This is a genomic window from Pseudomonas sp. 05N432, from assembly GCF_056396945.1.
This window is the reverse complement of the sequence record NZ_JBFTMM010000012.1, coordinates 93,254-115,864: the sequence shown is the minus strand read 5'-3', so window position 1 is coordinate 115,864 and position 22,611 is coordinate 93,254. Positions and strand designations below refer to the sequence as shown.

Annotated in this window: 22 protein-coding genes; 9 read left to right on the top strand and 13 right to left on the bottom strand. The window is 58.9% G+C overall.

All coding sequences use genetic code 11. From position 1 onward, the window contains the following. Positions 1-56 precede the first annotated feature (56 nt). The 9 genes from AC1DHT_RS14815 (at position 57) to AC1DHT_RS14775 (ending at position 8,558) form a co-directional block, all read left to right on the top strand. Positions 57-1,130 (top strand): fatty acid desaturase, encoded by a 1,074-nt coding sequence (locus tag AC1DHT_RS14815; protein WP_477761383.1) that lies wholly within the window; start codon positions 57-59, stop codon positions 1,128-1,130. 246 nt (positions 1,131-1,376) lie between these two features. Next, complete coding sequence (locus AC1DHT_RS14810; protein WP_427543447.1) at positions 1,377-1,703, top strand: hypothetical protein; 327 nt, start codon at positions 1,377-1,379, stop codon at positions 1,701-1,703. A 750-nt stretch (positions 1,704-2,453) separates the two neighbouring features. After that, positions 2,454-3,035 (top strand): alpha/beta hydrolase, encoded by a 582-nt coding sequence (locus AC1DHT_RS14805; RefSeq protein WP_103320512.1) that lies wholly within the window; start codon positions 2,454-2,456, stop codon positions 3,033-3,035. Positions 3,036-3,091: 56 nt separating this feature from the next. Then, positions 3,092-4,027, top strand: coding sequence for a sigma 54-interacting transcriptional regulator (locus AC1DHT_RS14800; RefSeq protein ID WP_427543444.1), 936 nt, complete (start codon positions 3,092-3,094; stop codon positions 4,025-4,027). A 288-nt stretch (positions 4,028-4,315) separates the two neighbouring features. Beyond that, a complete protein-coding gene (locus tag AC1DHT_RS14795; RefSeq protein WP_427543441.1) occupies positions 4,316-5,098 on the top strand; it encodes a MetQ/NlpA family ABC transporter substrate-binding protein in 783 nt (260 codons plus the stop codon). A 494-nt stretch (positions 5,099-5,592) separates the two neighbouring features. Then, positions 5,593-6,258, top strand: a complete 666-nt coding sequence (locus tag AC1DHT_RS14790) for an amino acid ABC transporter permease (RefSeq protein WP_427543438.1) — start codon at positions 5,593-5,595, stop codon at positions 6,256-6,258. Then, entirely contained in the window at positions 6,239-6,898 is a 660-nt protein-coding gene (locus AC1DHT_RS14785) for an amino acid ABC transporter permease (protein WP_054595069.1), read from the top strand. The genes AC1DHT_RS14790 and AC1DHT_RS14785 overlap by 20 nt, the downstream gene beginning before the upstream one ends. Then, positions 6,895-7,677 carry an amino acid ABC transporter ATP-binding protein gene (locus tag AC1DHT_RS14780; RefSeq protein ID WP_427543435.1) on the top strand — a complete coding sequence of 261 codons (783 nt, stop codon included), beginning with the start codon at positions 6,895-6,897 and terminating at the stop codon, positions 7,675-7,677. Before AC1DHT_RS14785 ends, AC1DHT_RS14780 begins: the two co-directional genes overlap by 4 nt. Beyond that, positions 7,674-8,558, top strand: coding sequence for a transporter substrate-binding domain-containing protein (locus tag AC1DHT_RS14775; RefSeq protein WP_427543432.1), 885 nt, complete (start codon positions 7,674-7,676; stop codon positions 8,556-8,558). The genes AC1DHT_RS14780 and AC1DHT_RS14775 overlap by 4 nt, the downstream gene beginning before the upstream one ends. A 144-nt stretch (positions 8,559-8,702) precedes the next feature. Here the strand turns inward: AC1DHT_RS14775 and AC1DHT_RS14770 are convergent, their stop codons facing one another. The 13 genes from AC1DHT_RS14770 to AC1DHT_RS14710 all read right to left on the bottom strand — a co-directional run bounded on the left by AC1DHT_RS14770 (position 8,703) and on the right by AC1DHT_RS14710 (position 22,579). Continuing rightward, positions 8,703-9,863 (bottom strand): AAA family ATPase, encoded by a 1,161-nt coding sequence (locus tag AC1DHT_RS14770; RefSeq protein WP_477761382.1) that lies wholly within the window; start codon positions 9,861-9,863, stop codon positions 8,703-8,705. 245 nt (positions 9,864-10,108) lie between these two features. Then, complete coding sequence (locus AC1DHT_RS14765) at positions 10,109-10,738, bottom strand: class I SAM-dependent methyltransferase (protein ID WP_427543426.1); 630 nt, start codon at positions 10,736-10,738, stop codon at positions 10,109-10,111. 199 nt (positions 10,739-10,937) lie between these two features. Next, entirely contained in the window at positions 10,938-11,582 is a 645-nt protein-coding gene (locus tag AC1DHT_RS14760) for a methionine ABC transporter permease (protein ID WP_427531234.1), read from the bottom strand. Continuing rightward, positions 11,572-12,696: a methionine ABC transporter ATP-binding protein gene (locus tag AC1DHT_RS14755; RefSeq protein ID WP_427543423.1), complete on the bottom strand. Its 1,125-nt coding sequence runs from the start codon at positions 12,694-12,696 to the stop codon at positions 11,572-11,574. Before AC1DHT_RS14755 ends, AC1DHT_RS14760 begins: the two co-directional genes overlap by 11 nt. 2 nt (positions 12,697-12,698) lie before the next feature. Then, entirely contained in the window at positions 12,699-13,508 is an 810-nt protein-coding gene (locus AC1DHT_RS14750; RefSeq protein WP_427543420.1) for a MetQ/NlpA family ABC transporter substrate-binding protein, read from the bottom strand. A 119-nt stretch (positions 13,509-13,627) separates the two neighbouring features. Beyond that, complete coding sequence (locus AC1DHT_RS14745) at positions 13,628-14,995, bottom strand: LLM class flavin-dependent oxidoreductase (protein WP_427543417.1); 1,368 nt, start codon at positions 14,993-14,995, stop codon at positions 13,628-13,630. Beyond that, complete coding sequence (locus AC1DHT_RS14740; RefSeq protein WP_427543414.1) at positions 14,995-16,188, bottom strand: SfnB family sulfur acquisition oxidoreductase; 1,194 nt, start codon at positions 16,186-16,188, stop codon at positions 14,995-14,997. The genes AC1DHT_RS14745 and AC1DHT_RS14740 overlap by 1 nt, the downstream gene beginning before the upstream one ends. A 39-nt stretch (positions 16,189-16,227) precedes the next feature. Further along, positions 16,228-17,469, bottom strand: a complete 1,242-nt coding sequence (locus AC1DHT_RS14735; RefSeq protein ID WP_427543411.1) for an SfnB family sulfur acquisition oxidoreductase — start codon at positions 17,467-17,469, stop codon at positions 16,228-16,230. Positions 17,470-17,887: 418 nt separating this feature from the next. Then, positions 17,888-18,625: a hypothetical protein gene (locus AC1DHT_RS14730; protein WP_427543408.1), complete on the bottom strand. Its 738-nt coding sequence runs from the start codon at positions 18,623-18,625 to the stop codon at positions 17,888-17,890. A 479-nt stretch (positions 18,626-19,104) separates the two neighbouring features. Then, complete coding sequence (gene tcyN / locus AC1DHT_RS14725) at positions 19,105-19,851, bottom strand: L-cystine ABC transporter ATP-binding protein TcyN (RefSeq protein ID WP_019691207.1); 747 nt, start codon at positions 19,849-19,851, stop codon at positions 19,105-19,107. Between the two features lie 4 nt (positions 19,852-19,855). Then, positions 19,856-20,521, bottom strand: coding sequence for a cystine ABC transporter permease (tcyL, locus tag AC1DHT_RS14720; protein ID WP_054595082.1), 666 nt, complete (start codon positions 20,519-20,521; stop codon positions 19,856-19,858). Further along, positions 20,521-21,321, bottom strand: coding sequence for a cystine ABC transporter substrate-binding protein (tcyJ, locus tag AC1DHT_RS14715; protein WP_427543404.1), 801 nt, complete (start codon positions 21,319-21,321; stop codon positions 20,521-20,523). The genes tcyL and tcyJ overlap by 1 nt, the downstream gene beginning before the upstream one ends. A gap of 265 nt (positions 21,322-21,586) precedes the next feature. After that, positions 21,587-22,579, bottom strand: coding sequence for a D-cysteine desulfhydrase (locus AC1DHT_RS14710; protein WP_427543401.1), 993 nt, complete (start codon positions 22,577-22,579; stop codon positions 21,587-21,589). Between the last annotated feature and the right edge of the window lie 32 nt (positions 22,580-22,611).

The window sequence follows — 22,611 nt, the reverse complement described above, 5'->3', positions numbered from 1 at the left end:
GCCCGAAGCAATCGCACAGGGCAGGATGTGAACATCAATAACTAAAGGATGGAAGCATGTACGGTACTTCTGCAAGTCCTCAACGCCTGAATGCACAACAACGATCTGCACACATTCGTGAAGTGGTGCTCGCCCGCGGTGTCGAACTGCGCAAGCGCTATCCGATTCTCGATCATCAGGACGCCTTGGGCGTGGGCATTCTGGCCTTCGCCCTGGCCGGGATGATCGGCTCGGCGGCGCTCTACATGACCGGACACATGGCCTGGTGGGCGTGTTTGCTGCTGAACGCGTTTTTTGCCTCGCTGACCCATGAGCTGGAACACGACCTGATCCACAGCATGTATTTCCGCAAGCAACGCCTGCCGCACAACCTGATGATGGGCCTGGTCTGGCTGGCGCGGCCAAGCACCATCAACCCGTGGATCCGCCGTCATCTGCACCTCAACCACCACAAGGTGTCCGGCAGCGAAGCCGACATGGAAGAGCGTGCGATCACCAATGGCGAGCCGTGGGGTATCGCGCGTTTGCTGATGGTCGGCGACAACGTAATGTCGGCGTTTATCCGCATGCTGCGGGCCAAGACCTGGGCGCATAAATTCAGCATCATCAAACGCTCTTTGAAAGTTTACGCGCCACTGGCGCTGGTGCACTGGAGCGCGTGGTACCTGTTTCTCGGTTTCCACGCGGCCAACGGCATTGCGTCTTTGCTGGGCTCCTCGGTGGAGTGGTCGGCGACCACGCTGTCGGTGATGCAGGTGATCGATATCGCCGCCGTGGTGATCATCGGCCCGAACGTGCTGCGCACCTTTTGCCTGCACTTCGTCAGCTCGAACATGCACTACTACGRCGACATCGAGCCGGGTAACGTGATCCAGCAGACCCAGGTGCTGAATCCCTGGTGGATGTGGCCGTTGCAGGCGTTCTGCTTCAACTTCGGCAGCAGCCACGGCATCCATCACTTTGTGGTCAAAGAGCCATTTTATATCCGCCAACTGACCGTGCCGGTGGCGCATAAGGTGATGCGTGAGATGGGTGTGCGCTTCAATGATTTCGGCACGTTTGGACGGGCGAACCGGTTTGTGCACAAGGAGCAGCAGTCAACCGAGACGGTGCGGGAAGCCCAAGCGTAGATTGGTCGTTATGACGTTTAATGGACGTTTTAAAGTTTAATTGCTTAGCGCGAACGGCAATAAGCGGACGTGTTCGAAGAATAAGTTATGAATAGTTTGTGCAGTGACTATAGCGTTTTCGTTCTAACACGGGCTGATTTCGCGTGGACAATAAATGAATATCCGGCCATGCTCTTTTTCGTGAGTTTTCAGGAGAGAACTTGCACTCATTGGATGAAGCTTATTTCACGGCAAAGGAAATCTATCATGTCGAGTATTAACGGAACTTATGTAAATGCCAACGCTGGCGCCAAACTGGTTATTACTGATGGCAATGATTCGAATGGATCCTTCAGTGGTAAATTGAGCCAGAACGGTGTGAATTATGATATCAGTTTTGGGCACTACCACTTCCAGAACAGCACAGGCCAGCCAACCATCATCACGATCGCAGCCCTTAACGATGGCACTGGTTATCAGGCGTGGACACTCTTCTCGCCCGATCATAATTACTCAAAACTCAAGGCTTTTGGTTCTCGCAATAACTTCGACGGTGATGTAGTAGGCTTGGCTGGCGAGTTCGTCAAACAATAAACTTCACGATCAATGCTTCCCGGCTGCCCGCCTGTAAAAAGTGCGGGCGGCTTGTTTGTGTTTTTTGATTTTTAATCAGTCGACGTTTATAGGTTTTGGCTGTTTTAGTCGGCGTGGTTTCCTGGCTTTTATGTTTGATCCTGCCGCTTGGATAGTCGCAACGCTCCTGTTCTCTCTCGAAAAATCATGCGTTCTCCGAGTAGTTTCAGTGCCTGCAAAAGCGTGGCATTCACTGTATTGCTCTGTAGCCCTTTGATTCCAGGGTTAGTAGGAGATACAGACTTTGTTAGTCTGTATTGATCTATGCAAAGCATAAAATATCACTTTCGGAAATAAGCCATTGAAGCAATGATTCATCCATCGAAGCTGTCGTGGGGGGGGCAGGCGCAGGCAGATCGATTCATTGAACCGCAACCTGTCCGTGTTAAACATTTGAGAGTGCCGAGCTGTCGGCGATTACCGCGGGTTAACAGATTTTCGATTTCCGGGGCCGTCTCCTTGGCAGGGTGCGGCCCCTTTTTTTTCTGAAAGCAAAACACAATCCCTGTGGGAGCGAGCCTGCTCGCGATAGCGGAGTGTCAGCGGGCATCAATGTTGACTGGCACGGCCCCATCGCGAGCAGGCTCGCTCCCACAGGAATATCAGTTTTATATTCGATATAGATCTTAATAAATAGCTTCTTATTCCTTAACGAATATAAATCCCCTCCCTATACTCGACCAGGAACAGACACGCACAGGAGAGCTCCCCATGCGCAACGAGTCAATTCGCTACCTGATTGTGCCGGGCTGGCAAGGATCGCCAGAGGATCATTGGCAAAGCCATTGGCAGAACAGCCTGCCGAACAGCGCGCGGGTGGAGCAGGCCGACTGGCTGACGCCGCGTCGCGAGGATTGGGTCGCGGCGCTGGCCGAAGCGATCGATGCCGACAGCACGCCGGTGATCCTGATTGCCCACAGCCTGGGTTGCATCACCGTGGCCCATTGGGCGGCTACTGCGCCGTTGCAGGCGTTGCGTCAGGTTCGCGGGGCCTTGCTGGTGGCGCCTGCCGATGTCGAGCGCCCGGCCTGCGTGCCTGCGTTGCGTAACTTTGCACCGATTCCGACGCACCTGCTGCCGTTCCCGAGCCAGGTGGTGAGTTCCGACAACGATGCCGCTGTCAGCGCTCCACGGGCGCTTGAATTGGCACGAAACTGGGGCGCCGAAGCGGGGATTCTGGCGGGTGCCGGGCACATCAACGTGAAGTCCGGTCACCATCGTTGGGAGCAGGGTTTTGCCTACCTGTATCGCCTGCAAAACCGCATGGAACATCACGCCCTGCGCCGCGCTTGAACCTCTTTATTATTTAAACGCCCCCGTCTCCCGGCGGTTCTGGGCGGGAGTCTGCCATGAGTTTGCATGAGTCTTTCGGTCAGCCCTTGCTGACCTTTCCCGACGCTGAAAAAAGCCCGTTGAGCATTCGCGCCAAGGCACTGGTGTTTGTCGACCCGCGCTCGCGACAGCTGCGCCAGGAGCTGGAGCAACTGGCGCCGCGCTCGATCTCGGTGTTGATTCGCGGTGAAACCGGCAGCGGCAAAGAGCTGCTGGCACGGCACATTCACCGAGCCAGTGATCGCGGCGGTCTGTTCGTATCGGTCAACTGCGGCGCTATCAGTCCAACCTACGCCGATGCCGAGTTGTTCGGTTATACCGGCGGCAGTTTCAGTGGTTCGGCCAGCAGTCGCGCCGGCTGGTTTGGTTCGGCCAATGGCGGCACGTTGTACCTGGATGAAATCGGCGATTTGCCGTTGCCGATTCAGATCAAGCTGCTCGCCGCGCTGGAAAATCACGAAGTCACCCGCGTCGGTGCACAGCAACCGAGCCCGGTGGATGTGCGCCTGGTGGCAGCGACCAGCATCGATCTGGCGCAAGCCGTGGCCGCTGGCAAATTCCATGAGCGGCTCTACCACTACCTCAGCGAAGGTCGGCTCGAATTGCCGGCCTTGCGTGAGCGAGTCGGTGACATTCAGTCATTGGCCGAGTATTTCCTCGGTATCTACAGCCAGCGCCTCGACCTGCCGGTGCCGTTTATCAGCGACGCGGCCCAGCAGGTTCTGGAACGGCACAGCTGGCCGGGCAATACCCGTGAACTGGAGAACGTCATTCACTTTGCCTTGCTGGTGAGCAGTGGCGAGGAAATTCTTCCGGAGCATTTGAATTTGCCCCAGGTGGTTGCGCCATTGGAGTTGATCGAGCGAGAGGCAACGCAGGTGATCACCTCCGGTTCTGCCGGCGAGCGCGCAGCGCTTAAACGTTTGCTCGAAAACTTGACGCAAACCCTGTAGCAGCTGGCGTAGCCTGCGTTCGGCTGCGAAGCAGGCGTAAAACGGTTGAAACCATTTTTGCTGAAGAGTCGCGGTGTCTGGATGACGGCCGCTGCGCGCCCGAGCGCAGGCTACGCCAGCTGCTACAGAGCTCGTGATTGTCACGTGAGAAAAATGGAATATGAAAGTGAATAAAAGATATTGTTCGGGAATAAAAAATCTCGGTATCGTCCGCACCACACCAGCGATAGCCCTTCACTGGCATTTCATTTTTTAGCCGTTGTCGATAACGACAAATAAGGACACTGCATGAAAAAGGTTCTGTTGTTCACCGCATTGGCGGCTGCCCTGACTGCGGGCCTGGCCCAGGCTGGCGAGAAACTGGTGGTTGCCGCAACGCCGGTGCCGCACGCCGAGATCCTCGAGCTGATCAAACCGACCCTCGCCAAAGAAGGCGTGGATCTGGAAATCAAGGTCTTCACCGACTACGTACAACCGAACGTGCAGGTCGATCAGAAGCGTCTGGACGCCAACTACTTCCAGACCCTGCCGTACCTGAAAAGCTTCAACGAAGGCAAAGGCACTCACCTGGTGACCGTGATCGGCGTCCATGTTGAACCGTTCGGCGGCTACTCGAAGAAAGTCAAAACCCTGGCTGAGCTGAAAGACGGCGCAACCATCGCTATCCCGAACGAAGGCAGCAACAGCGGCCGCGCGCTGATCCTGTTGCAGAAAGCCGGCCTGATCGAATTGAAAGATCCGAAAAACGCCCTGGCGACTCCGAAAGACATCGCCAAGAACCCGCACAACTTCAAGTTCAAGGAACTGGAATCGGCGATGCTGCCGCGTGTGCTGGATCAGGTCGACCTGGACATGATCAACACCAACTACGCGCTGGAAGCGGGTTTGAACCCGGCTAAAGACGCACTGGTGATCGAAGGTGCGGATTCGCCCTACGTGAACTTCCTGGTCGCGCGTCCAGACAACAAGGACAGCGTAGCGATGCAGAAGCTGGCCAAGGCCCTGACCAGCCCTGAAGTGAAGGCATTCATCGCCAAGAAGTACAACGGCGCGGTACTGCCGGCGTTCTGATTGAGCGGTAAACCCCTTCGAGGTTTCAACGCCGGCGGCTTTCGATAGCGTCGGCGTTTTTTATTGAGGGAGTCAATTTCAAGAATTGAGTCTGGCCTGAAAATCACCCCTCACTCTAACTAGCCCCGCGTATTCAACGCCCGGCGTAACGCCGTCAATAACTTCACGATGTCCTGCGGATCCAGCCGCTGGGGTGTTTTCACGTCTGCCATTTTATCGTCCTTGTGATGGTTCGGCCGGGGGAGTGTGGCCGCACGCTGCTCATCCTTGGAGGGGCAATCGGAAAAAAAGATCCCTCCTACAGCGAAAAGGAAAATAGCTGTCTCCCGCTGCCGCCGCCAATCCATCGATTAGTTTTTTGCGTGATATCAATATGCTTTATCGGTATTTAAAAGTTTCTTTTTATACCTTTAAAGTCGATCTCTGCCGGGTTGTTATCCACAGCCCAATGGACTGCGCCACCGTCGCTTACCCTGCGGCGTTCAGGATCTTCAATGACGTTCGATTACGCTTTCATCCTCAGCACCCTGCCGGCGTTTCTGCGCGCCGTAGGCGTGACGCTGCAGGTCGGTCTGATCGCCATCGGCACTTCGTTGCTGGTCGCCCTGATCAACGCGACGCTCCTGGTGTTCCGCACGCCGTACTTGCAGCGCCTGGTGGCGTTGTACGTGGAGCTGGCGCGCAACACGCCGCTGCTGATTCAACTGTTCTTCGTCTACTTTGCGTTACCTGCGCTTGGGGTGAAGGTTTCCGGCTTTGCCGCGGCGATCATCACCATGACCTTTCTTGGCGGAGCCTACCTCACCGAAGTGTTGCGGGCCGGCGTTGAAGCGGTGCCTGCGGCGCAACTGGAATCGGGGCGCTCCATCGGCTTGTCTCGCTGGCAATTGCTGCGCTACGTGATCCTGCCGCAAGCGGGGATCCTCAGCCTGCCATCGCTGTTTGCCAACTTCATTTTCCTGCTCAAGGAAACCACCGTGGTCTCGGCGGTGGCGGTGCCGGAGATTCTCTACACCACCAAGAGCTACATCGCGCTGTACTACAAAACCTACGAAATGCTCGCCGTGCTGACGCTGACCTGCGTGTTGCTGTTCTTGCCGTTGTCGCTGCTGCTCAGCCGCCTGGAAAGGAGGCTCCAGCATGGCCAGTTCGGGTCTTGAGTTGCTTTGGGTGTCTTTGCCGCAGTTAGGCAAAGGCGCTGCGCAAACCTTGTCGATTTCGTTTTTGAGTATCGCGATCAGTACCGTGGGCGGAGTGCTCTACGGCGTGCTGTGCAGTCTGAATTCGAAGTGGTTGAACGCGTTGCTGCGAGTCTATCTGGAGCTGTTCCGGGCAATCCCGGTGCTGGTCTGGCTGTATTTGCTGTTCTTCGGTCTGCCGATCTTTTTCGGCCTGAGCTTGCCGAGTTTCTGGTGCGCGGTGCTGGTGCTGTCGTTGTGGGGCGCCAGTGAAGTCGGTGAAGTGGTGCGCGGCGCACTGCATTCCTTGCCCCGTGGCCAGCGTGAAGCGGGGCTGTCGATCGGGCTGTCCGGCCCCCAGCTGTTCGGTTACGTGTTGCTGCCCCAGGCACTGAAACGCATGACGCCACCGACCATCAACGTCTACACGCGGATCATCAAGACCAGCTCGCTGGCGGTGTTGATCGGCGTGGTCGACGTGATCAAGGTTGGCCAGCAGATCATCGAGCGTACCTACGAGTCGGTGTTGATCTACGGCGCGTTATTCCTGTTTTTCTTCTTTATCTGCTACCCGCTCTCGGCCGCTTCCCGCGTGCTGGAACGGCGCTGGACGCAAGCATGAGCGCATTGATCGAGTTCAAGGGTTTCAACAAGTTCTTCGGTGAGCATCAGGTCCTCAACGGGATCGACTTGAGCGTCGAAACCGGCGAGGTGATCGTCATTCTTGGTCCCAGCGGCTGCGGCAAAAGCACATTGCTGCGTTGCCTCAACGGTCTGGAAGTCGCCCACAGCGGCGAGTTGCGTTTCGCCGGGCGCGAGTTACTGAACAAGACCACCGATTGGCGCGAAGTGCGCCAGCAGATCGGCATGGTGTTCCAGAGTTATCACCTGTTTCCGCACATGAGCGTGCTCGACAATCTCCTGCTCGGCCCGCTCAAGGTGCAAAAACGCCCACCGCGCGAAGCTCGCGAGCAAGCGTTGGCGCTGCTGGAACGGGTCGGCCTGGCGGACAAGCGCGAGGCTTTCCCGCGCCAGCTTTCCGGTGGTCAGCAGCAACGCATCGCCATCATCCGCTCACTGTGCATGAACCCGCAGGTGATGCTGTTCGATGAAGTCACCGCGGCCCTTGACCCGGAGATGGTCAAGGAAGTGCTGGAAGTGATTCAGGGCCTGGCCCGCGACGGCATGACGCTGTTGATCGTGACTCATGAAATGGCCTTCGCCCGTGCGGTGGCCGACCGCATTGTGTTCATGGACGCCGGGCGCATCCTCGAACAAAACCCTCCCGAGATTTTCTTTACGAACCCGCAAACCGCACGAGCGCAGCAGTTCCTGGAGAAGTTCTCCTACGTCGAAGCACTGCCCAAAAAGACTCTTGAAAAGGAATTGGAACTGTCATGAAAACTGCCAAGTCTTCACTGCTGCTACTCCCATTGTTCGGCCTCGCGCTGTTGGCCGGGTGCAATAAATCCGAAGCGCCTGCCAAACCTGCGGCCTCTACTGCCAGCGTGGCGCCGGCGGCCAGCTACCTGGAAAAAATCAAAGCCCGGGACAAGCTGATCGTTGGTGTATTCACCGACAAACCGCCGTTCGGCTTCGTCGATGAAGCCGGACGCTACGTGGGGTTTGACACCGACATCGGCCGTCAATTTGCCAAGGACCTGCTGGGCGACGAGAACAAGGTCGAGTTCGTCGCGGTCGAGCCGGCGAGTCGGATTCCGTTCCTGCAAAGCGACAAGGTCGACCTGATCCTCGCCAACATGACCGTCACCCCGGAGCGCAAGGAAGCGGTGGAATTCACCAACCCGAACCTCAAGGTCGCGGTGCAGGCGCTGGTGCCGCAGGCAAGTTCGGTCAAAAGCCTTGATGACCTGGCCACCCGCACCACTATCGTCACCACCGGCACCACTGCCGATATCTGGCTGACCAGGAACCACCCGGACTGGAAGCTGCTGAAGTTCGAGAAAAACTCCGAGTCGCTGCAAGCCCTGGCCAGCGGTCGCGGCGATGCATACGCGCAAGACAATCTGGTGCTGTTCAGCTGGGCCAAGCAGAACCCGGGCTACCGCGTGCTGACCGAAACCCTGGGGGCCGAGGCCCCGATTGCGCCTGCGGTGAAGAAGGGCAACATCGAGCTGCGTGACTGGGTCAACGCCGAGCTGGCGAAGCTGGGTGAAGACAAATACCTGCTCAAGCTTTACGACCAGTACGTGCGTAAAGAGCTGAGCGATGATACCCAGCCTGAGAGCGTGATTGTCGAAGGCGGGAAGTGGCAGGGGTAATTCCGGGCCTTTGTAGTGATCTTACGGTCGCCATCGCGAGCAGGCTCGCTCCCACAGGGGATCGTCGGTGGGCACTTAGTTTTGTGTTCAGTGCAGATCAGTGTGGGAGCGAGCCTGCTCGCGATGGGGTTTGCCAGTCGTCAATCAATCCGGCCAGTTCCACGCAGGTTCGTCCAGCATCCCCTGGCCGACGATCCCCGTCTGGCCGAAATTTTTCTCCAGCACGATGGCGTTGCATTCGGGGGCTTGCTGCAATGCTGCGATCAAGCGGCTGGCGTGGGACACCACCCACACCTGGCACTGCTCCGAAGCGCGGATGATCAGCCGCGCCAATGCCGGCAGCAGGTCCGGGTGCAGGCTGGTTTCCGGTTCGTTGAGCACCATCAGCGTCGGCGGCCTTGGCGTCAGCAGGGCGGCGATCAGCAGCAAGTAGCGCAAGGTCCCGTCCGACAGCTCGGCGGCGGACAGTGGTCGCAGTAATCCTTCCTGATAAAACTCGATGGCAAACCGCGCGCCTTGCAGCGGCTGGATGTTCAGTCGGGCGCCGGGGAATGCATCGCTGATCGCCGCGTGCAGCGCCTCGGGATCACCGATTTCCATGATGGTTTGCAATGCTGCCGCCAGGTCGCGGCCATYGTGATGCAACACCGGCGTGCGCGTGCCCAGTTGTGGTTGACGAACCGGCGCCTCGGCGTCGCTGCGAAAGTGATCGTAAAAGCGCCAGCGGCGAATGAACTCACGCAACTGCAATACCTCTGGCGAGGCGTGCAGGCTGCCGACCTGATCGAACAGGCTGTCGAATGCCGGTGTGTGCTGGGCCAGCACCTCCCAATCGCGCTCGACCCGCGAGCGAATCACCGCCCCTGCACGATTCACCAGCAGACTCGCCGGGCGGTACAGCGGCCCCGACCAGATGCATTCACGCTTGATTTCCGGGTCCAGGGAAAATTCTGAGCGCGACGGTTCCGGCAGGCCAAGGGCAATTGCGTAACTGAAATCCTCACCGGCAAAGCCCAGCCGCAAGCGCTTGGGCGACCGGCGCACGCTGGCTTCGACTGCCACCTCACCGTTGCGCATGCGCCGGCTGATGTTTTCCGGCCCGGCCCAGAAGGTCGAATCCAGCCCACCCTCGCGCGCGAGTGCGTTGACCACGCCGCCCTGAGCGGTTTCGGCCAATAGCCGCAGAGCGCGGTAGAGGTTGGACTTGCCGCTGCCATTGGGCCCGGTGATGAGATTCAGGCGCCCGAGCGGGATCACCAATTTATTGATCGAGCGGTAATTGGCCACCGCTAGGGTTTTGAGCATCCGGGAGCTCCTGCTGTGTTGCTCGGCAGTGTGCCTTATTGTCGGCAGAACGATGATCCTCAAAAGTGTGCGGTTGTTGCTGTGCAACGCCGGTCCCGGACGGAAGTTCGTCGTTGGCCTGAGTTTCTTTGCCCTGCTGGCTGCGAGGCCTTCGGCAAGGCGCTGCACCAGCGCATAGACGAGCTGAGGGCCGAGCTGCGCCGGAATTCCTTGTCGACCTGAATGGAGCGCGGGAACGATTATGCCTAAGAGGCTTTACGCCAGACACTCGCCAACCAAGGCTGCTGATCACGTGGCAGCCCGGCCGGCCGGTAGTAATGCTCCAGCTCGACAAACCCCGCTGCTGTCAGCAACGTTTGCCACGCCGCCAGGTCGTGATACGCCCCAAAGCGCGGGCCATTCCAGCCTTCGCGGTTATCCCCGCGCGGATTCGAACTGAACAACACACCGCCTGGCTTCAACGCTCCGTGCAACTGCTTCAGCACCCGAGGCAATTCCTGAACAGGAACATGAAACAGCACCGCGTTGGCGAAGATCCCGTCGAAGCGTTCGGTCGGCAGATCGAGCTTCAGAAAGTCTTGCTGCCAGACCTCACAGCCGCTGTCTTCGCGGGCCATCTGGGCGAACCGCTCCGAACCGTCGAGGCCTATGGCGATGTGGCCCATGCGGGTGAAGGTTTGCAGATCGCGGCCCGGGCCACAGCCGAAATCGAGCAGGGTGAACGGTGCCGTGCCCCGAATATGTCGCAACAGTGCGTCGACGTTCTGGCTGACATCGTGGTTGCGTGTGCCTTCACGAAAACTCTCCGCCACCTGATCGTAATGGCCAAGAGTGGTCGCGGTGATCTGTTTGAGGTCGTCGGGGGTGTGTTTCATGGCGGCTGCGCAGGCAAAGGGTGAGTTCGCCGAATATACGCCATGACGAGGATGGCTGCTTCGCCGCCAATCGCGAGCAAGCTCGCTCCCACACTGGGCCGTGTCGACCCCCACAATTTCGTGTTCACCGAGTATCCAATGTGGGAGCGAGCCCGCTCGCGATAGCAGTTCTATTGGCGCCGCATCACTTCAGGCAGACTCAGCGCTTGTTCAACCCCCGCGCCAACCGATCCCCTCCCAACTGAATCACCGCCACCAGAATCACCAGCAACACGATCACCGTCAGCATGATCTGGCTATCAAACCGCTGATACCCGTAGCGGTACGCGATATCCCCCAAACCACCAGCACCAATCGCTCCGGCCATCGCCGAGGAATTGATCATGGTCACCAGCGTGATGGTGAAACCACCGACGATTCCCGGCAGCGCCTCGGGCAACAACACATGCCAGACGATATGCCAGCGTCGGCAACCCATGGCCTGGGCAGCCTCGATCAGTCCGTGGTCGACCTCGCGCAAGCTGACCTCGGCGATGCGCGCAAAGAATGGCGTGGCGGCGATGGTCAGCGGCACCACGGCGGCCCAGACGCCGTAGGTGGTTCCGACGATCAAGCGGGTGAAGGGGATCAGCGCGACCATCAGAATCAGGAACGGGATCGAGCGGAACAGGTTGACGAAGGCCCCCAGCGCACGGTTCAGCGCAGGCGCTTCATAGATGCCGCCCTTGGCGCTGGTGACCAGAATCACCGCCAGCGGAATACCCGCCAACAACGCGATCAACGACGATACGCCGACCATCAGAAACGTGTCGATAACGCCCTGCAACAATCGATCAAACCACATAACCCAGCACCTCCACCTGTTGCGCCCAGTGACGGGCGCGCTGGCGCAACTCTTCGGCGTCCAAGGACGAACCGGTTACTGCCAACAACAATTGACCAAGGGCGTGGCCCTGAATCCGTTCGACGCCACCTTGCAGCAAGCGCACGCGACCGCCGAGCGCACTGAACAGCGCCGCCAGGTCGGGCTCATCAGTGCTGTTGCCGGTGAACTGCAAGCGCAGCACTACCGCGGATTCCGACGAGTGCGGTTGCGCCTGCAAGCGGCTTTGCAGTTCTTCCGGCAAGCCGTGTTGCAGAGGCGCCAGCAGGGTTTTGCTGACCTCGTGCTGCGGGTTGCCAAACACTTCCCAGACCGGTCCTTGCTCGACGATTCGTCCGTGTTCGAGCACCACCACCCGATCACAAATGTCGCGGATTACCGCCATTTCGTGGGTGATCAGAATGATCGTCAGCCCGAGGCGCTGATTGATCTCGCGCAACAGGCCGAGGATCGATTGCGTGGTTTCCGGGTCGAGGGCCGAGGTGGCCTCATCGCAAAGCAGAATCTCCGGGTCGTGCACCAGCGCCCGGGCGATGCCGACACGCTGTTTTTGCCCACCCGAGAGCTGCGCCGGATAGGCCGTGTGTTTGCCTTGCAGGCCGACCAGTTCCAGCAGCTCACGAACTTTCTGTTCACGCTCGGCTTTCGGCACGCCCGCGACCTTGAGCGGCAGCTCGACGTTCTGCCACACGGTTTTGGCCGACATCAGGTTGAAGTGCTGGAAGATCATGCCGATCCGCCGCCGCAGCGCCACCAGACGGTCTTCATCGAACTCGCCGATGTCCACCTGATCGATCAGCACCCGACCGGTACTCGGTTGTTCGAGGCGGTTGATGGTGCGGATCAGCGAGGACTTGCCGGCACCGCTGCGGCCGATGATGCCGAACACTTCACCGTGCTGGATCGCCAGGTCAATGCCATGCAGCGCAGCGACCGGGCCTTGTTGGCCGTTGTAGGTTTTGCCCAGGCCGATAAAGCGTACATGGGCGCGATTGAGCTCGGGGTGCAGTTCGGTCTGTTCAGCGCTGCGAGACGGCGGGATTTGCAGTTGAAGCTGGGCGTTGGCGGCATTCATGGTCAGCCTTCCCAGCCAGCTTGGTAGAGCTTGCCGTGGGCTTTATCCAGCGCGGCGCGAACCACCGGCGAATGCTGGTAGATGTCGACGAACTTGATCAGGCGCGGGTCGGTTTTGCTTTTTGGCTGGATCACGAACTGGATCACGTATTCCTTGTGATCGAGGCCGTCGAACAGCAGCGCCGAGCCGGCATCGAAGGTCTTGGCCAGACGAATGTAGGCCGGGTAGCCCTGCACCAGATCGGCGTCGTCATACGCGCGCACCAGTTGCACGGCTTCAACCTGAAGGATTTTCAGTTTTTTCGGGTTGGCGACGATGTCGTCTTCGGTCGCCTTGTAACCCACCCCCGGTTTGAGGCTGATCAACCCGGCCTTGGCCAGCAGTTGCAAGCCGCGACCGCTGTTGATCGGGTCGTTGGCGATGGCCACGCTGGCGCCCTCGGGAAGCTCGTCGAAGCTTTTGTATTTCTTCGAGTACAGGCCGACGTTGTTGATGATGCCCGGCGCAAACGGCACCAGATCAAACCCGGCAGCGGCCTTGGCGTTTTCCAGAAACGGAATGTGCTGGAAGTAGTTCACATCAATGTCGCCCGAGGCCAGGCTGACGTTCGGTGCGATCCAGTCGCTGAACTCCACCAGCTCGACCTTCAGGCCTTGTTTGCCGGCCTCTTCGACCGCTGCTTCCAATGGGATAGCGAACGCGGCGGTGGTGCCGATTTTCAGCGGTGCGTCGGTGGCAAACGCTACCGAGCTGAAGAGGCCGAGGGCCAGGGCCAGTGCTTTGACTGGGTGTTTTAAGAGCTTCTTGGTCATGATGGTTATTCCAGTCAGTGCATGAAATGTGGGGTGTCTGGTCGGGCCTCATCGCGAGCAGGCTCGCTCCCACGGTTGGAATGCGTTCCCCTGTGGGAGCGAGCCTGCTCGCGATGCTTTTAGCGTCGGAACGCAGAGCCAGTGTGTTGCTTGGGCAAATACGCCTCTGCGTGAAACAGCTTTTCGCGCAAGGTGCCTTCGTCATAAGCGGTCTTGTACGACCCGCGGCGTTGCAGCTCGGGAATCACCAGATCGATGAAATCGACATAGCTTTCCGGGGTGACGATGCGGGTCAGGTTGAAGCCGTCCAGGTCGGTTTCCGTGATCCAGGATTCCAGCTCATCGGCGACCTGTTCAGGCGAACCGACCACGGTGATGTAGCGGCCGCCCAAGGCGTGTTGCTCCAGCAACTTGCGTCGGGTCCAGTCGTTGTTTTGCAGGTTTTTTGTGGCGGACTGGATGGCGTTGCTTTTCACGTACTGGATCGGTTCATCGAGTTCGTATTCGGAAAAGTCGATCCCGGTGGACGCCGAGAAATGCGCCACCCCAGCCTCGGCGCTGGCGTAGCTCAGGTACTCGGCGTGCTTGGCCCAGGCCAGCTCCTCGGTTGCACCGACGATCACGTTCAGCCCCATGAAGACCTTGATGTCCTCGGGGTTGCGCCCGGCAGCGGCGGCGCTGGCGCGGACCTTGTCCACCTGTGCCTTGGTCGAGGCCTTGTTCTGGCCGCTGATGAACACGCACTCGGCGTGTTGCCCGGCGAACACCAGGCCACGATCCGAACTGCCGGCCTGAAACAGCACCGGCGTGCGCTGCGGCGAGGGTTCGCAGAGGTGATAACCCTCGACCTGATAGAACTCGCCGTGGTGCTCGACCTTGTGCACTTTGCCCGGTTGGGCGTAGACCCGTTGCTCGCGGTCGTTGATCACCGCATCGTTTTCCCAGCTGCCTTCCCAGAGTTTGTACAGCACCTGGAGGTACTCATCGGCCTGGTCGTAACGCCGGTCATGCTCGACCTGTTCGCTCAGGCCCATGGCCTTGGCAGCGCTGTCGAGGTAGCCGGTGACGATGTTCCAGCCGACCCGGCCACGGCTCAGGTGATCGAGGGTCGACAGACGCCGGGCGAACAGGTACGGCGGCTCATAGGTCAGGTTGGCGGTCAGGCCGAAGCCGAGGTTCCTGGTTACCGCGGCCATGGCCGACACCAGCAGCAGCGGGTCGTTGACCGGCAACTGGATCGACTCCTTGAGCGTTACATCGACCGAGTGCTGATAGACGTCGTACACCCCGACGATGTCGGCGATGAACAGCCCGTCGAACAAGCCACGCTCCAGCAACTGCGCGAGCTCGGTCCAGTACTCGACGGACTTGTACTGGGTCGAGTTGTCCCGTGGATGAGTCCACAGGCCATGGTTGATGTGCCCGATGCAGTTCATGTTGAAGGCATTGAGCAGGATCTTTTTTTTCTTTGTCAGAGGCGAGGGCATCAAATAGTCCCTCGCAGCGGCGGGTTTTCATCGTTGAGGTAGTAGTTGCCAATCGCGTGGTACTTCCAGCGCACCGGGTCGTGCAGGGTGTGCACGCGGGCGTTGCGCCAGTGACGATCCAGCCCGTGCTCGGCCAGGGTGGCCTGGCTACCGGCCAGTTCGAACAGCGTGCTGCCGGCCGCCAGGGAGATCTCGGTGCTGATGGCACGCGCTTCGGCCACGGCAATCGAGGCCGCCGCGATCGTTTCTGCGTTGGTGTCGGCCTGGGCGCGGTCGAGGAATTCTCCTGCACGTTCCAGCAGTGCTTCCGTCGCGTGCAGGCGAATGCTCAGGTGGCCAAAGCTTTTGATTGTCAGCGGGTCTTCGGTGGCGTTGTCATTGCCCGAGTCGATCCACGGGCGGGTTTTGCTCCGTACGAAATGCAGCGCGTCTTCATACGCGGCGCGAGCGATGCCGGTGTCGATGGCTGCATGGAGAATCTGCGCCAACGGGCCGACCGGGGTTGGACGTTCGAAGGCGCTTTGAAACGGGATCACGTCGTCTGCCGAGACGTAGACGTCTTCGAACACCACCGAACCGCTGCCGGTGGTGCGTTGGCCGAAGCCGCTCCAGTCATCGATGACCGTCAGGCCCTGGCTGTCACGCGGGACGAAGGCCAGTTGCTGGACGCCGTATTCATCGACCACCGTGGTCGGAATCCGTTGTGCGTAAATCGCCCCGGTGGCGTAGAACTTGCGGCCGTTGATGCGAAAACCGTCGCCATCGGGAGTCAGGCTGGTGACCCGGTGATGAGCGGTTTTGGTCCCGAGTTCGGCCAGTGCATTGCCGAAGCGCTGACCGGCGAGGACTTCGGCGTACAGGCGTTTTTTCTGCTCGGATGTACCGTTTACGCGCAGCACTTCGAGGGCATAAAAGTGGTTCTGCGGGATCTGCCCCAGCGAACCGTCGGCCTGGGCGATCAGTGCGATGACTTTGGCCAGGGTGACGTTGGAAACCCCCGCACCGCCGTATTCCCTGGGCACGCTGATGCCCCACAGGCCGGAGCGCGAAAAGACTTCCAGTTCGGGGTAGGGCAGGCGTCGTTCACGGTCGCGCAGGGTGCTGTCGCGTTTGAAGTCTTCAGCCAGGTCGCTGGCGATGACAAGGGCTTGTTCATCGCTGGTAATGACCGCGACGGGGTGAGAAAGAGTCATGTGTTTCTCCAGAGATCTGGTCAAAAGTGTTCTGGTCGTTCAGATCCAGGAATGCCGTGCGGGTAAAGTGCCGTTCAGGTGATAAGTGCCCACGGCGTGGTACTTCCAGCGAACCGGATCGTGCAGGGTGTGCACGCGGGCGTTGCGCCAGTGGCGATCGAGGTTGAACTCGGCGAGGGTGGCGCGGCTGCCGGCCAGCTCGAAGAGCTTTTCGCTGGCCAGCAGCGAGATCTCGGTGGTCAGCACCTTGGCCTCGGCGACCGCAATCGAGGCGCGGGCAGCGGACTCGGCGGTGACCGGCGCGGCGCTGACTTGATCGAGCACGTTCCCGGCTTTGCGCAGCAGCGCTTCGGCGGCGTGCAGCTCGATTTTCAGTTTGCCGATGTCGGCAATTACGTAGAGGTCATCGCTGGCGCGTTCGACGTTGGCGTCGATCCACGGCCGTGCGCGTTCGCGAACGAAGCTGATGGCGTCATCGATGGCGCCGCGGGCAATACCGGCGTCGATCGCGGCTTGAATCAGCTGTGACACGGCGCCCTGGATGTTCGGGCTGTCGTTGATCCGCCAGTTTTCCACCACCAGATCGGCATCGACCCGCACATTGTTCAACAGCACGGTGCCGCTGGCCGTGGTGCGTTGGCCGAAGCCCGACCAGTCGTCGACGATGCGCAGCCCCGGAGTACCGCGACGGACGAAGGCGATGACTTGCTTGCCGTCGTCGTTCAGTGCCTTGACCGCGACCCAGTGCGCGAACAGTGCGCCCGTGGAGTAAAACTTCTGGCCATTGATGACGTAGCCATCACCGTCGGCGGTGATGCGGGCCTTGAGTTCCAGGGTGTTTTTGGTGCCGCGTTCGGGGCCTGCGTTACCGATCCGCCAACCGTCGAGCACGCTCTGGAACAGCTGCTCTTTTTGCCGTTCGTTGGCGGTGTGCTGGAGCAGGTTGAGAATGCCGAAGTGGTTCTGCGGGATTTGCCCGAGTGCCGGGTCGGCCGCGGAAATGATCGCGAAGACTTCGGCGATGGTGACGAATGAAACCTCGGGGCCGCCGAACGCTTTGCCAATGGCAATACTGCCCAGGCCACTGCGGGTGAACTGTTCTATTTCCGCCCAGGGCAACTTGCGCTGTTGATCGCGTCGCGCGGCTTGCAAGCGGGCGACCTGAGCGAGTTCACGGGCTGCTTCGAGGGCTTGTGCGTCGTTGCGCAAAACGTGCGCGGGCAACAACAGCGGGGGAATGTCCAGATCACTCTGAACGTTTGCATCTGCCAGATTAGACATCAGCGCCGCTCCTTGGCTGCACGCAATGCCCTGGCGATGTGCACCGGGGTGATTATGTTCCTGACCATACCTACCTCACCTCTCATGGATAAACCGCAGCGTGCGGCGAAATCAAAATCAAGAAAGTCCGGTGGTCCGGTTTATATACCCTAAACGCGTATAAAAAATTAATAAACTAACTTTTAGGAATATGCATAGAAGGGTGTCATCAGCCCCTGTGGTTGTTCGCATGGGCGGATGTAACGCAACCCTGTAGCAGCTGGCGAAGCCTGCGTTCGGCTGCGTAGCAGTCGTAAATCCTGAAATCGCGATTAATCTGAATAAACGTTGTGTCCGATTTTGCGACTGCTGCGCAGCCGAACGCAGGCTGCGCCAGCTGCTACAGGGATCTCATCGATCGCAGGGTTCAGGGGGGCCTTCAGCACTTCCTGGCCGGTACTTTCAGGTAGGGATTGGCGCAGCCGACTTTCAAGGTGCGCGCCGGCGCCCAGCGCGAGTTGTTACCGACGCGGTCGAGGATGCAGTAGGTGACTTCCAGCCGGTTATCTTCACCGGCCTCGAGAATCACTGCCGACGGCACCCAGACGTTGATCGGGTGGCCGACTTCGTCGGGTTTGATCCTCGGCAAGTCCATGCGCACATCGCCCCAGCGCAGGGTGATTTCATCATCGGCCGCCATGTTCAGATAAGGTTCGATGATCAGCGGTACACCACGTTTGATCTGGTTCGGATTGACCCCGTGACGGCGAATCATCTCGGGAATACCCAATGGCTCCAGACGCTGGTTTTCATCTGCGCACAGGGTGTGTGGCTGACCACCCGGGCAGTCGAGTTTGACCTGGACCCGTTTCGTCGCGGACAGCGCCGGGCCTTGCCCGACTTGCATGAGCCGGTAGTGGATACGCGAGCTGCCATTGCGGATGAAACTCTCGGGAACCCGCAGGTTGAGTGGCTGACCGACATCTGCGCGGTTGAGCACCCTTGAGGCCACATAGCAGTTGTCCCAGAACAGTTCGATCAGATCACCTTCGTCCATGCTGGCATAAGGTGGTATTTCGATCAGCAGGTAAGCAGCGGAAGTGATGTTGACGGCAGAGCCGGGCGATTGCGTCAGGCCGGGAGCCGCCAGTTCAACTTTGTTCGACATACAAGTCATGTGTGTTCTCCTTGAAACATTGCAGCGAAGTCCATTTCGGAAGTGTCGAAGGCGTTAGGGTAGTAGGCGATTAACTATATTCAAGTACTGTGAAATACCTGTTAGCGCCTAGATAAGGGAGTGGTCGACGGGGTGTCAATAGACGCAAATTGAGAACGTGGGAATACCAGGCTATTCAGATATTTCCTACCTATAATTAGCGATCGATGGACATGCTGTTCGGCTTTTTCCTGGATGTGCTCGATTTGTGAGCCAGTGTTTCCAGTGTTTTTCGGCGTTGGATCAATCTGAGGGTGTTGGAGGTTACGTGGCGGGAGGATGTTGCAGGAGGTATCTATATACCGCTTTCGACTGGGGTGATTAATTAATTATGGACGTCGGTAGAAGGTGGGTTAGGCGAGTAAAGTCGTGTGGTAAATGTCACTTCCGTCCGTGGAAGTTGACAGTGGTTAATACGTTTCTGAAGGTGATTATCAACTTCAGGAGTTGAGAAACTTATTGAGGAATTGCCGGGTTCGTTCTTCTTTTGGATTGGCAAACAACGCTTTCGCTTCACCTTGTTCGACGATGACGCCCTTGTCGAAAAACACCACCCGGTTCGCCACATCACGAGCAAAACTCATTTCGTGGGTAACGATGACCATGGTGCGTTTTTCTTCGGCCAGACTGCGAATGGCCGCCAGCACTTCGCCGACCAGTTCCGGATCGAGCGCCGAGGTTGGCTCGTCGAAGAGGATCACTTCCGGCTCCATGGCCAGCGCCCGGGCGATTGCCACGCGCTGTTGCTGCCCACCGGACAGTCTGCGCGGATAGGCGTCTTCCTTGCCTGCCAGGCCGACCTTGGCCAGAAGTTTTCGGCCCAGCGCCAACGCTTGATCCTTCGGCATTTTCTTCACCACCAAAGGGCCTTCGATGACGTTTTCCAGAGCCGTACGATGGGGGAACAGATTGAAGTTCTGAAACACGAAGCCGACATGCTGGCGCAACCGGCGCACCAGGCTCTGCTGCTGGTTCAGCGGGCGGCTGCCATCGATCTCGATGTCGCCGACCTTGATCCGGCCGCTGGTGGGTTCTTCAAGAAAGTTCAGGCAACGCAGGAAGGTGGTCTTGCCCGAGCCGCTAGGGCCGATGATCGCCACCACCTCGCCTTCTTCAACCTTTAGATCGATGCCATTGAGCACCACTTGACCCTTGAACTGCTTTGTCAGTTTTTCCACGACAATCATGGGGTCAGGACTCCTGGTCGTGCCGATTGACCCGCTCTTCCAACTGGTTTTGCAGGTGCGAGAGCACCGTTGCAAGCACCCAGTAGATCAGTGCGGCGGCAAGATACATGGTGAAAATTTCGAAGGTGCGGGCGGTGATCAGCTGCGCCTGACGGAACAGTTCCGGTACCTGAATGGTCGCCGCCAGCGCAGTGTCCTTGACCAGCGAAATGAAGCTGTTGCCCAGTGGCGGCAACGCCGTTCGCGCAGCTTGCGGCAGGATGGCCCGGCGCAGGGTTTGCGCGCGGGTCATGCCGATACTGGCAGCGGCTTCCCACTGGCCGCGTTCGATGGAACTGATCGCGGCACGGAGGATTTCGCAGGCGTAGGCGGCCATGTTCAGCGAGAAGCCGATCAAGGCAGCCGGCAGCGGATCGAGTTCGATACCCAATTGCGGCAAGCCGTAATAGATCACGAACAGTTGCACCAGCAACGGCGTGCCGCGAAAGAACGACACGTAGATGCGAGCGATCCAGCTCACCAGCTTGAAGCGCGACAAGCGCATCAAGGCCAGGCTAAACCCCAGCAACAGACCAAAGAACATCCCGCCCAGGCTGAGGATGACCGTGAAATACGCGCCCTTGAGCAAAAAGGGCGCGGAGTCCAGCGCGAGTTGGAAAGCTTCTTCCATTATTGGGTGACGTCAGCGCTGAAGTATTTTTCCGAAAGCTTTTTCAGCGTACCGTCGGCACGCAGCTTGTCGATGGCCTTGTTCACCGCAGCCAGCAGCTCAGGCTCGCCTTTGCGCAGGGCAATGCCGGCTTCCTGACGGGAGAACGGTTCGCCGGCGGCGGTGGTGTCCTTGGCCTTCCTGGCGTATTCCAGCGCGGCGAGGCGGTCGATCAGAATGACGTCGGTGCGGCCAACGCGCAGGTCCTGGAACTTGGTCGGATCATCTTCGTAGGTGCGGACTTCAGCGCCTGGCACATTGGCCTTTACCCACTGCTCATAGTTGGTGCCCAGGCCTACGCCGACTTTCTTGCCGGTCAGGTCGGCGGCGGTCTTGATGTTCAGCTCCGCAACCTTCTTCGTCAGCACCAGCGCCTGAATCCCGGAAACGGTGTAAGGCTCGGAGAAGTCATACTTCTTCTTGCGCTCTTCGGAGATCGTCACCTGGTTGATCACTGCGTCCAGACGCTTGGATTCCAGCGCCGCGAGGATGCCGTCCCATTTGGTCGGTTGCAGTTTGACCTTCACGCCCAGCTCTTTGGCCAGGGCTTCGGAGAACTCCACTTCGAAGCCGGCCAGTTTGCCGTTGGCATCGACGAAACTGAACGGTGGATAAGTGCCTTCCAGGCCGACGTTGATCACGCCGGCATCCTTGATTTTTTGCAGCTGCTCACCGGCCACCGCTTGCCCCAACAGGCCAGCACCGAGTACCAGGCCCAGCGAGCCCACCAGCAGATTTCGACGAAATGCGGAAAAATTCATGACAAGCCCCTGTGTTTTTTTAGGAAGACATTTTTTTGGAGAAGCAGGCAAAACCGGGAATTGAACGGCTGCAACATCGTGCCCTAAAAGCAGCGTATGCGTCTCGCGGCAATTGCGCCTGCGGCGGGACTATATGACGAGGCTTTTAGATGTGAAAATAATATAAATTCAGTTTGTTATTCTTTTTTGGAATATAAAGGCTTCGTGTAATTCCTTTGGTGAGGGAGCTTGCTCCCTCACCACAGAAGATCTTTTTCCGGCAGGCTCAAAACGCCGAGTTATAGGCAAACAACGCCGGCGCGCCGCCCGTGTGCAGGAAGATGATCGGGCCGTCATTGAAGCGCTGCCGGCCGATACCGTCGAGCAAACCGGCCATGGCCTTGCCAGTGTAGACCGGGTCGAGCAACAGCCCTTCCTGGCTGGCCAGCAACTTGACGGCCGCCAGGGTGCCGGCGTTCGGCTCGCCGTAACGCGGAGCGAAATACTCGTCCCACAATTGCACCTTGAAACTCGCCGGCAGGTTCACACCCAGCAGTTCGGCAGTGCGCTCGGCCAGGCCCTGGACTTTCGGCCGCTGGTCTTCGTCGCTGCGCGAAACGGTGACGCCGATCACCGGCAAGTCCGGCAGTACTTCGCTCAGCGCCAACGCCAGACCGCTGTGAGTGCCGGCGCTGCCCGAAGCCAACACCACGGCGGCGAACTCCAGGCCGCTGTCCTCGATTTGCCCGGCCAGCTCCAGTCCGGCTCGTACATAGCCCAGCGCGCCCAAGGCGTTGGAGCCGCCAATCGGCACCAGATAAGGTTTTTTGCCGTTACTGCGCAGACGCTCGGCCAGTGCCTGCAACTGTTGGTCGGCGTTATCGAGGTTCTCTACCAACTCGACCTTGGCATCGAACAAGTCCAGCAGCAGGCGATTGCCGTTGCCCAGGTAGTTAGCGTCATCAGTGCCGATCGGATTTTCCAGCAAGGCGATGCAGCCCAGGCCCAGCTTGGCGGCAAGCGCTGCCGTCTGGCGCACGTGGTTGGACTGGATGGCGCCAGCGGTGATCAGCGTATCGGCACCTTGCGCGAGCGCGTCGGCGGCAAGGTATTCGAGTTTGCGCAGCTTGTTGCCACCCATGGCCAACGGTGTCAGGTCGTCACGTTTGACGTAGACATCACGCCCGAGCCAGGCCGACAAGCGTTCGAGTTTTTCCAGAGCGGTAGCATTGGCAAGAAGGTCCAGACGATTAAAACGAGCCAGCTGTTGTTTGATCATGGGGCCGCACGGGTTGTGGGAGATGACTGGAC

Coding starts and splice junctions, on each gene's coding strand:
- AC1DHT_RS14735 (WP_427543411.1), bottom strand. CDS start 17,469: ATGTCTAATCTGGCAGATGCAAACGTTCAGAGTGATCTGGACATTCCC.
- AC1DHT_RS14795 (WP_427543441.1), top strand. CDS start 4,316: ATGAAAAAGGTTCTGTTGTTCACCGCATTGGCGGCTGCCCTGACTGCG.
- AC1DHT_RS14805 (WP_103320512.1), top strand. CDS start 2,454: ATGCGCAACGAGTCAATTCGCTACCTGATTGTGCCGGGCTGGCAAGGA.
- AC1DHT_RS14740 (WP_427543414.1), bottom strand. CDS start 16,188: ATGACTCTTTCTCACCCCGTCGCGGTCATTACCAGCGATGAACAAGCC.
- tcyN (WP_019691207.1), bottom strand. CDS start 19,851: ATGATTGTCGTGGAAAAACTGACAAAGCAGTTCAAGGGTCAAGTGGTG.
- tcyL (WP_054595082.1), bottom strand. CDS start 20,521: ATGGAAGAAGCTTTCCAACTCGCGCTGGACTCCGCGCCCTTTTTGCTC.
- AC1DHT_RS14730 (WP_427543408.1), bottom strand. CDS start 18,625: ATGACTTGTATGTCGAACAAAGTTGAACTGGCGGCTCCCGGCCTGACG.
- AC1DHT_RS14755 (WP_427543423.1), bottom strand. CDS start 12,696: ATGAATGCCGCCAACGCCCAGCTTCAACTGCAAATCCCGCCGTCTCGC.
- AC1DHT_RS14775 (WP_427543432.1), top strand. CDS start 7,674: ATGAAAACTGCCAAGTCTTCACTGCTGCTACTCCCATTGTTCGGCCTC.
- AC1DHT_RS14810 (WP_427543447.1), top strand. CDS start 1,377: ATGTCGAGTATTAACGGAACTTATGTAAATGCCAACGCTGGCGCCAAA.
- AC1DHT_RS14745 (WP_427543417.1), bottom strand. CDS start 14,995: ATGCCCTCGCCTCTGACAAAGAAAAAAAAGATCCTGCTCAATGCCTTC.
- tcyJ (WP_427543404.1), bottom strand. CDS start 21,321: ATGAATTTTTCCGCATTTCGTCGAAATCTGCTGGTGGGCTCGCTGGGC.
- AC1DHT_RS14765 (WP_427543426.1), bottom strand. CDS start 10,738: ATGAAACACACCCCCGACGACCTCAAACAGATCACCGCGACCACTCTT.
- AC1DHT_RS14780 (WP_427543435.1), top strand. CDS start 6,895: ATGAGCGCATTGATCGAGTTCAAGGGTTTCAACAAGTTCTTCGGTGAG.
- AC1DHT_RS14760 (WP_427531234.1), bottom strand. CDS start 11,582: ATGTGGTTTGATCGATTGTTGCAGGGCGTTATCGACACGTTTCTGATG.
- AC1DHT_RS14710 (WP_427543401.1), bottom strand. CDS start 22,579: ATGATCAAACAACAGCTGGCTCGTTTTAATCGTCTGGACCTTCTTGCC.
- AC1DHT_RS14750 (WP_427543420.1), bottom strand. CDS start 13,508: ATGACCAAGAAGCTCTTAAAACACCCAGTCAAAGCACTGGCCCTGGCC.
- AC1DHT_RS14800 (WP_427543444.1), top strand. CDS start 3,092: ATGAGTTTGCATGAGTCTTTCGGTCAGCCCTTGCTGACCTTTCCCGAC.
- AC1DHT_RS14790 (WP_427543438.1), top strand. CDS start 5,593: ATGACGTTCGATTACGCTTTCATCCTCAGCACCCTGCCGGCGTTTCTG.
- AC1DHT_RS14785 (WP_054595069.1), top strand. CDS start 6,239: ATGGCCAGTTCGGGTCTTGAGTTGCTTTGGGTGTCTTTGCCGCAGTTA.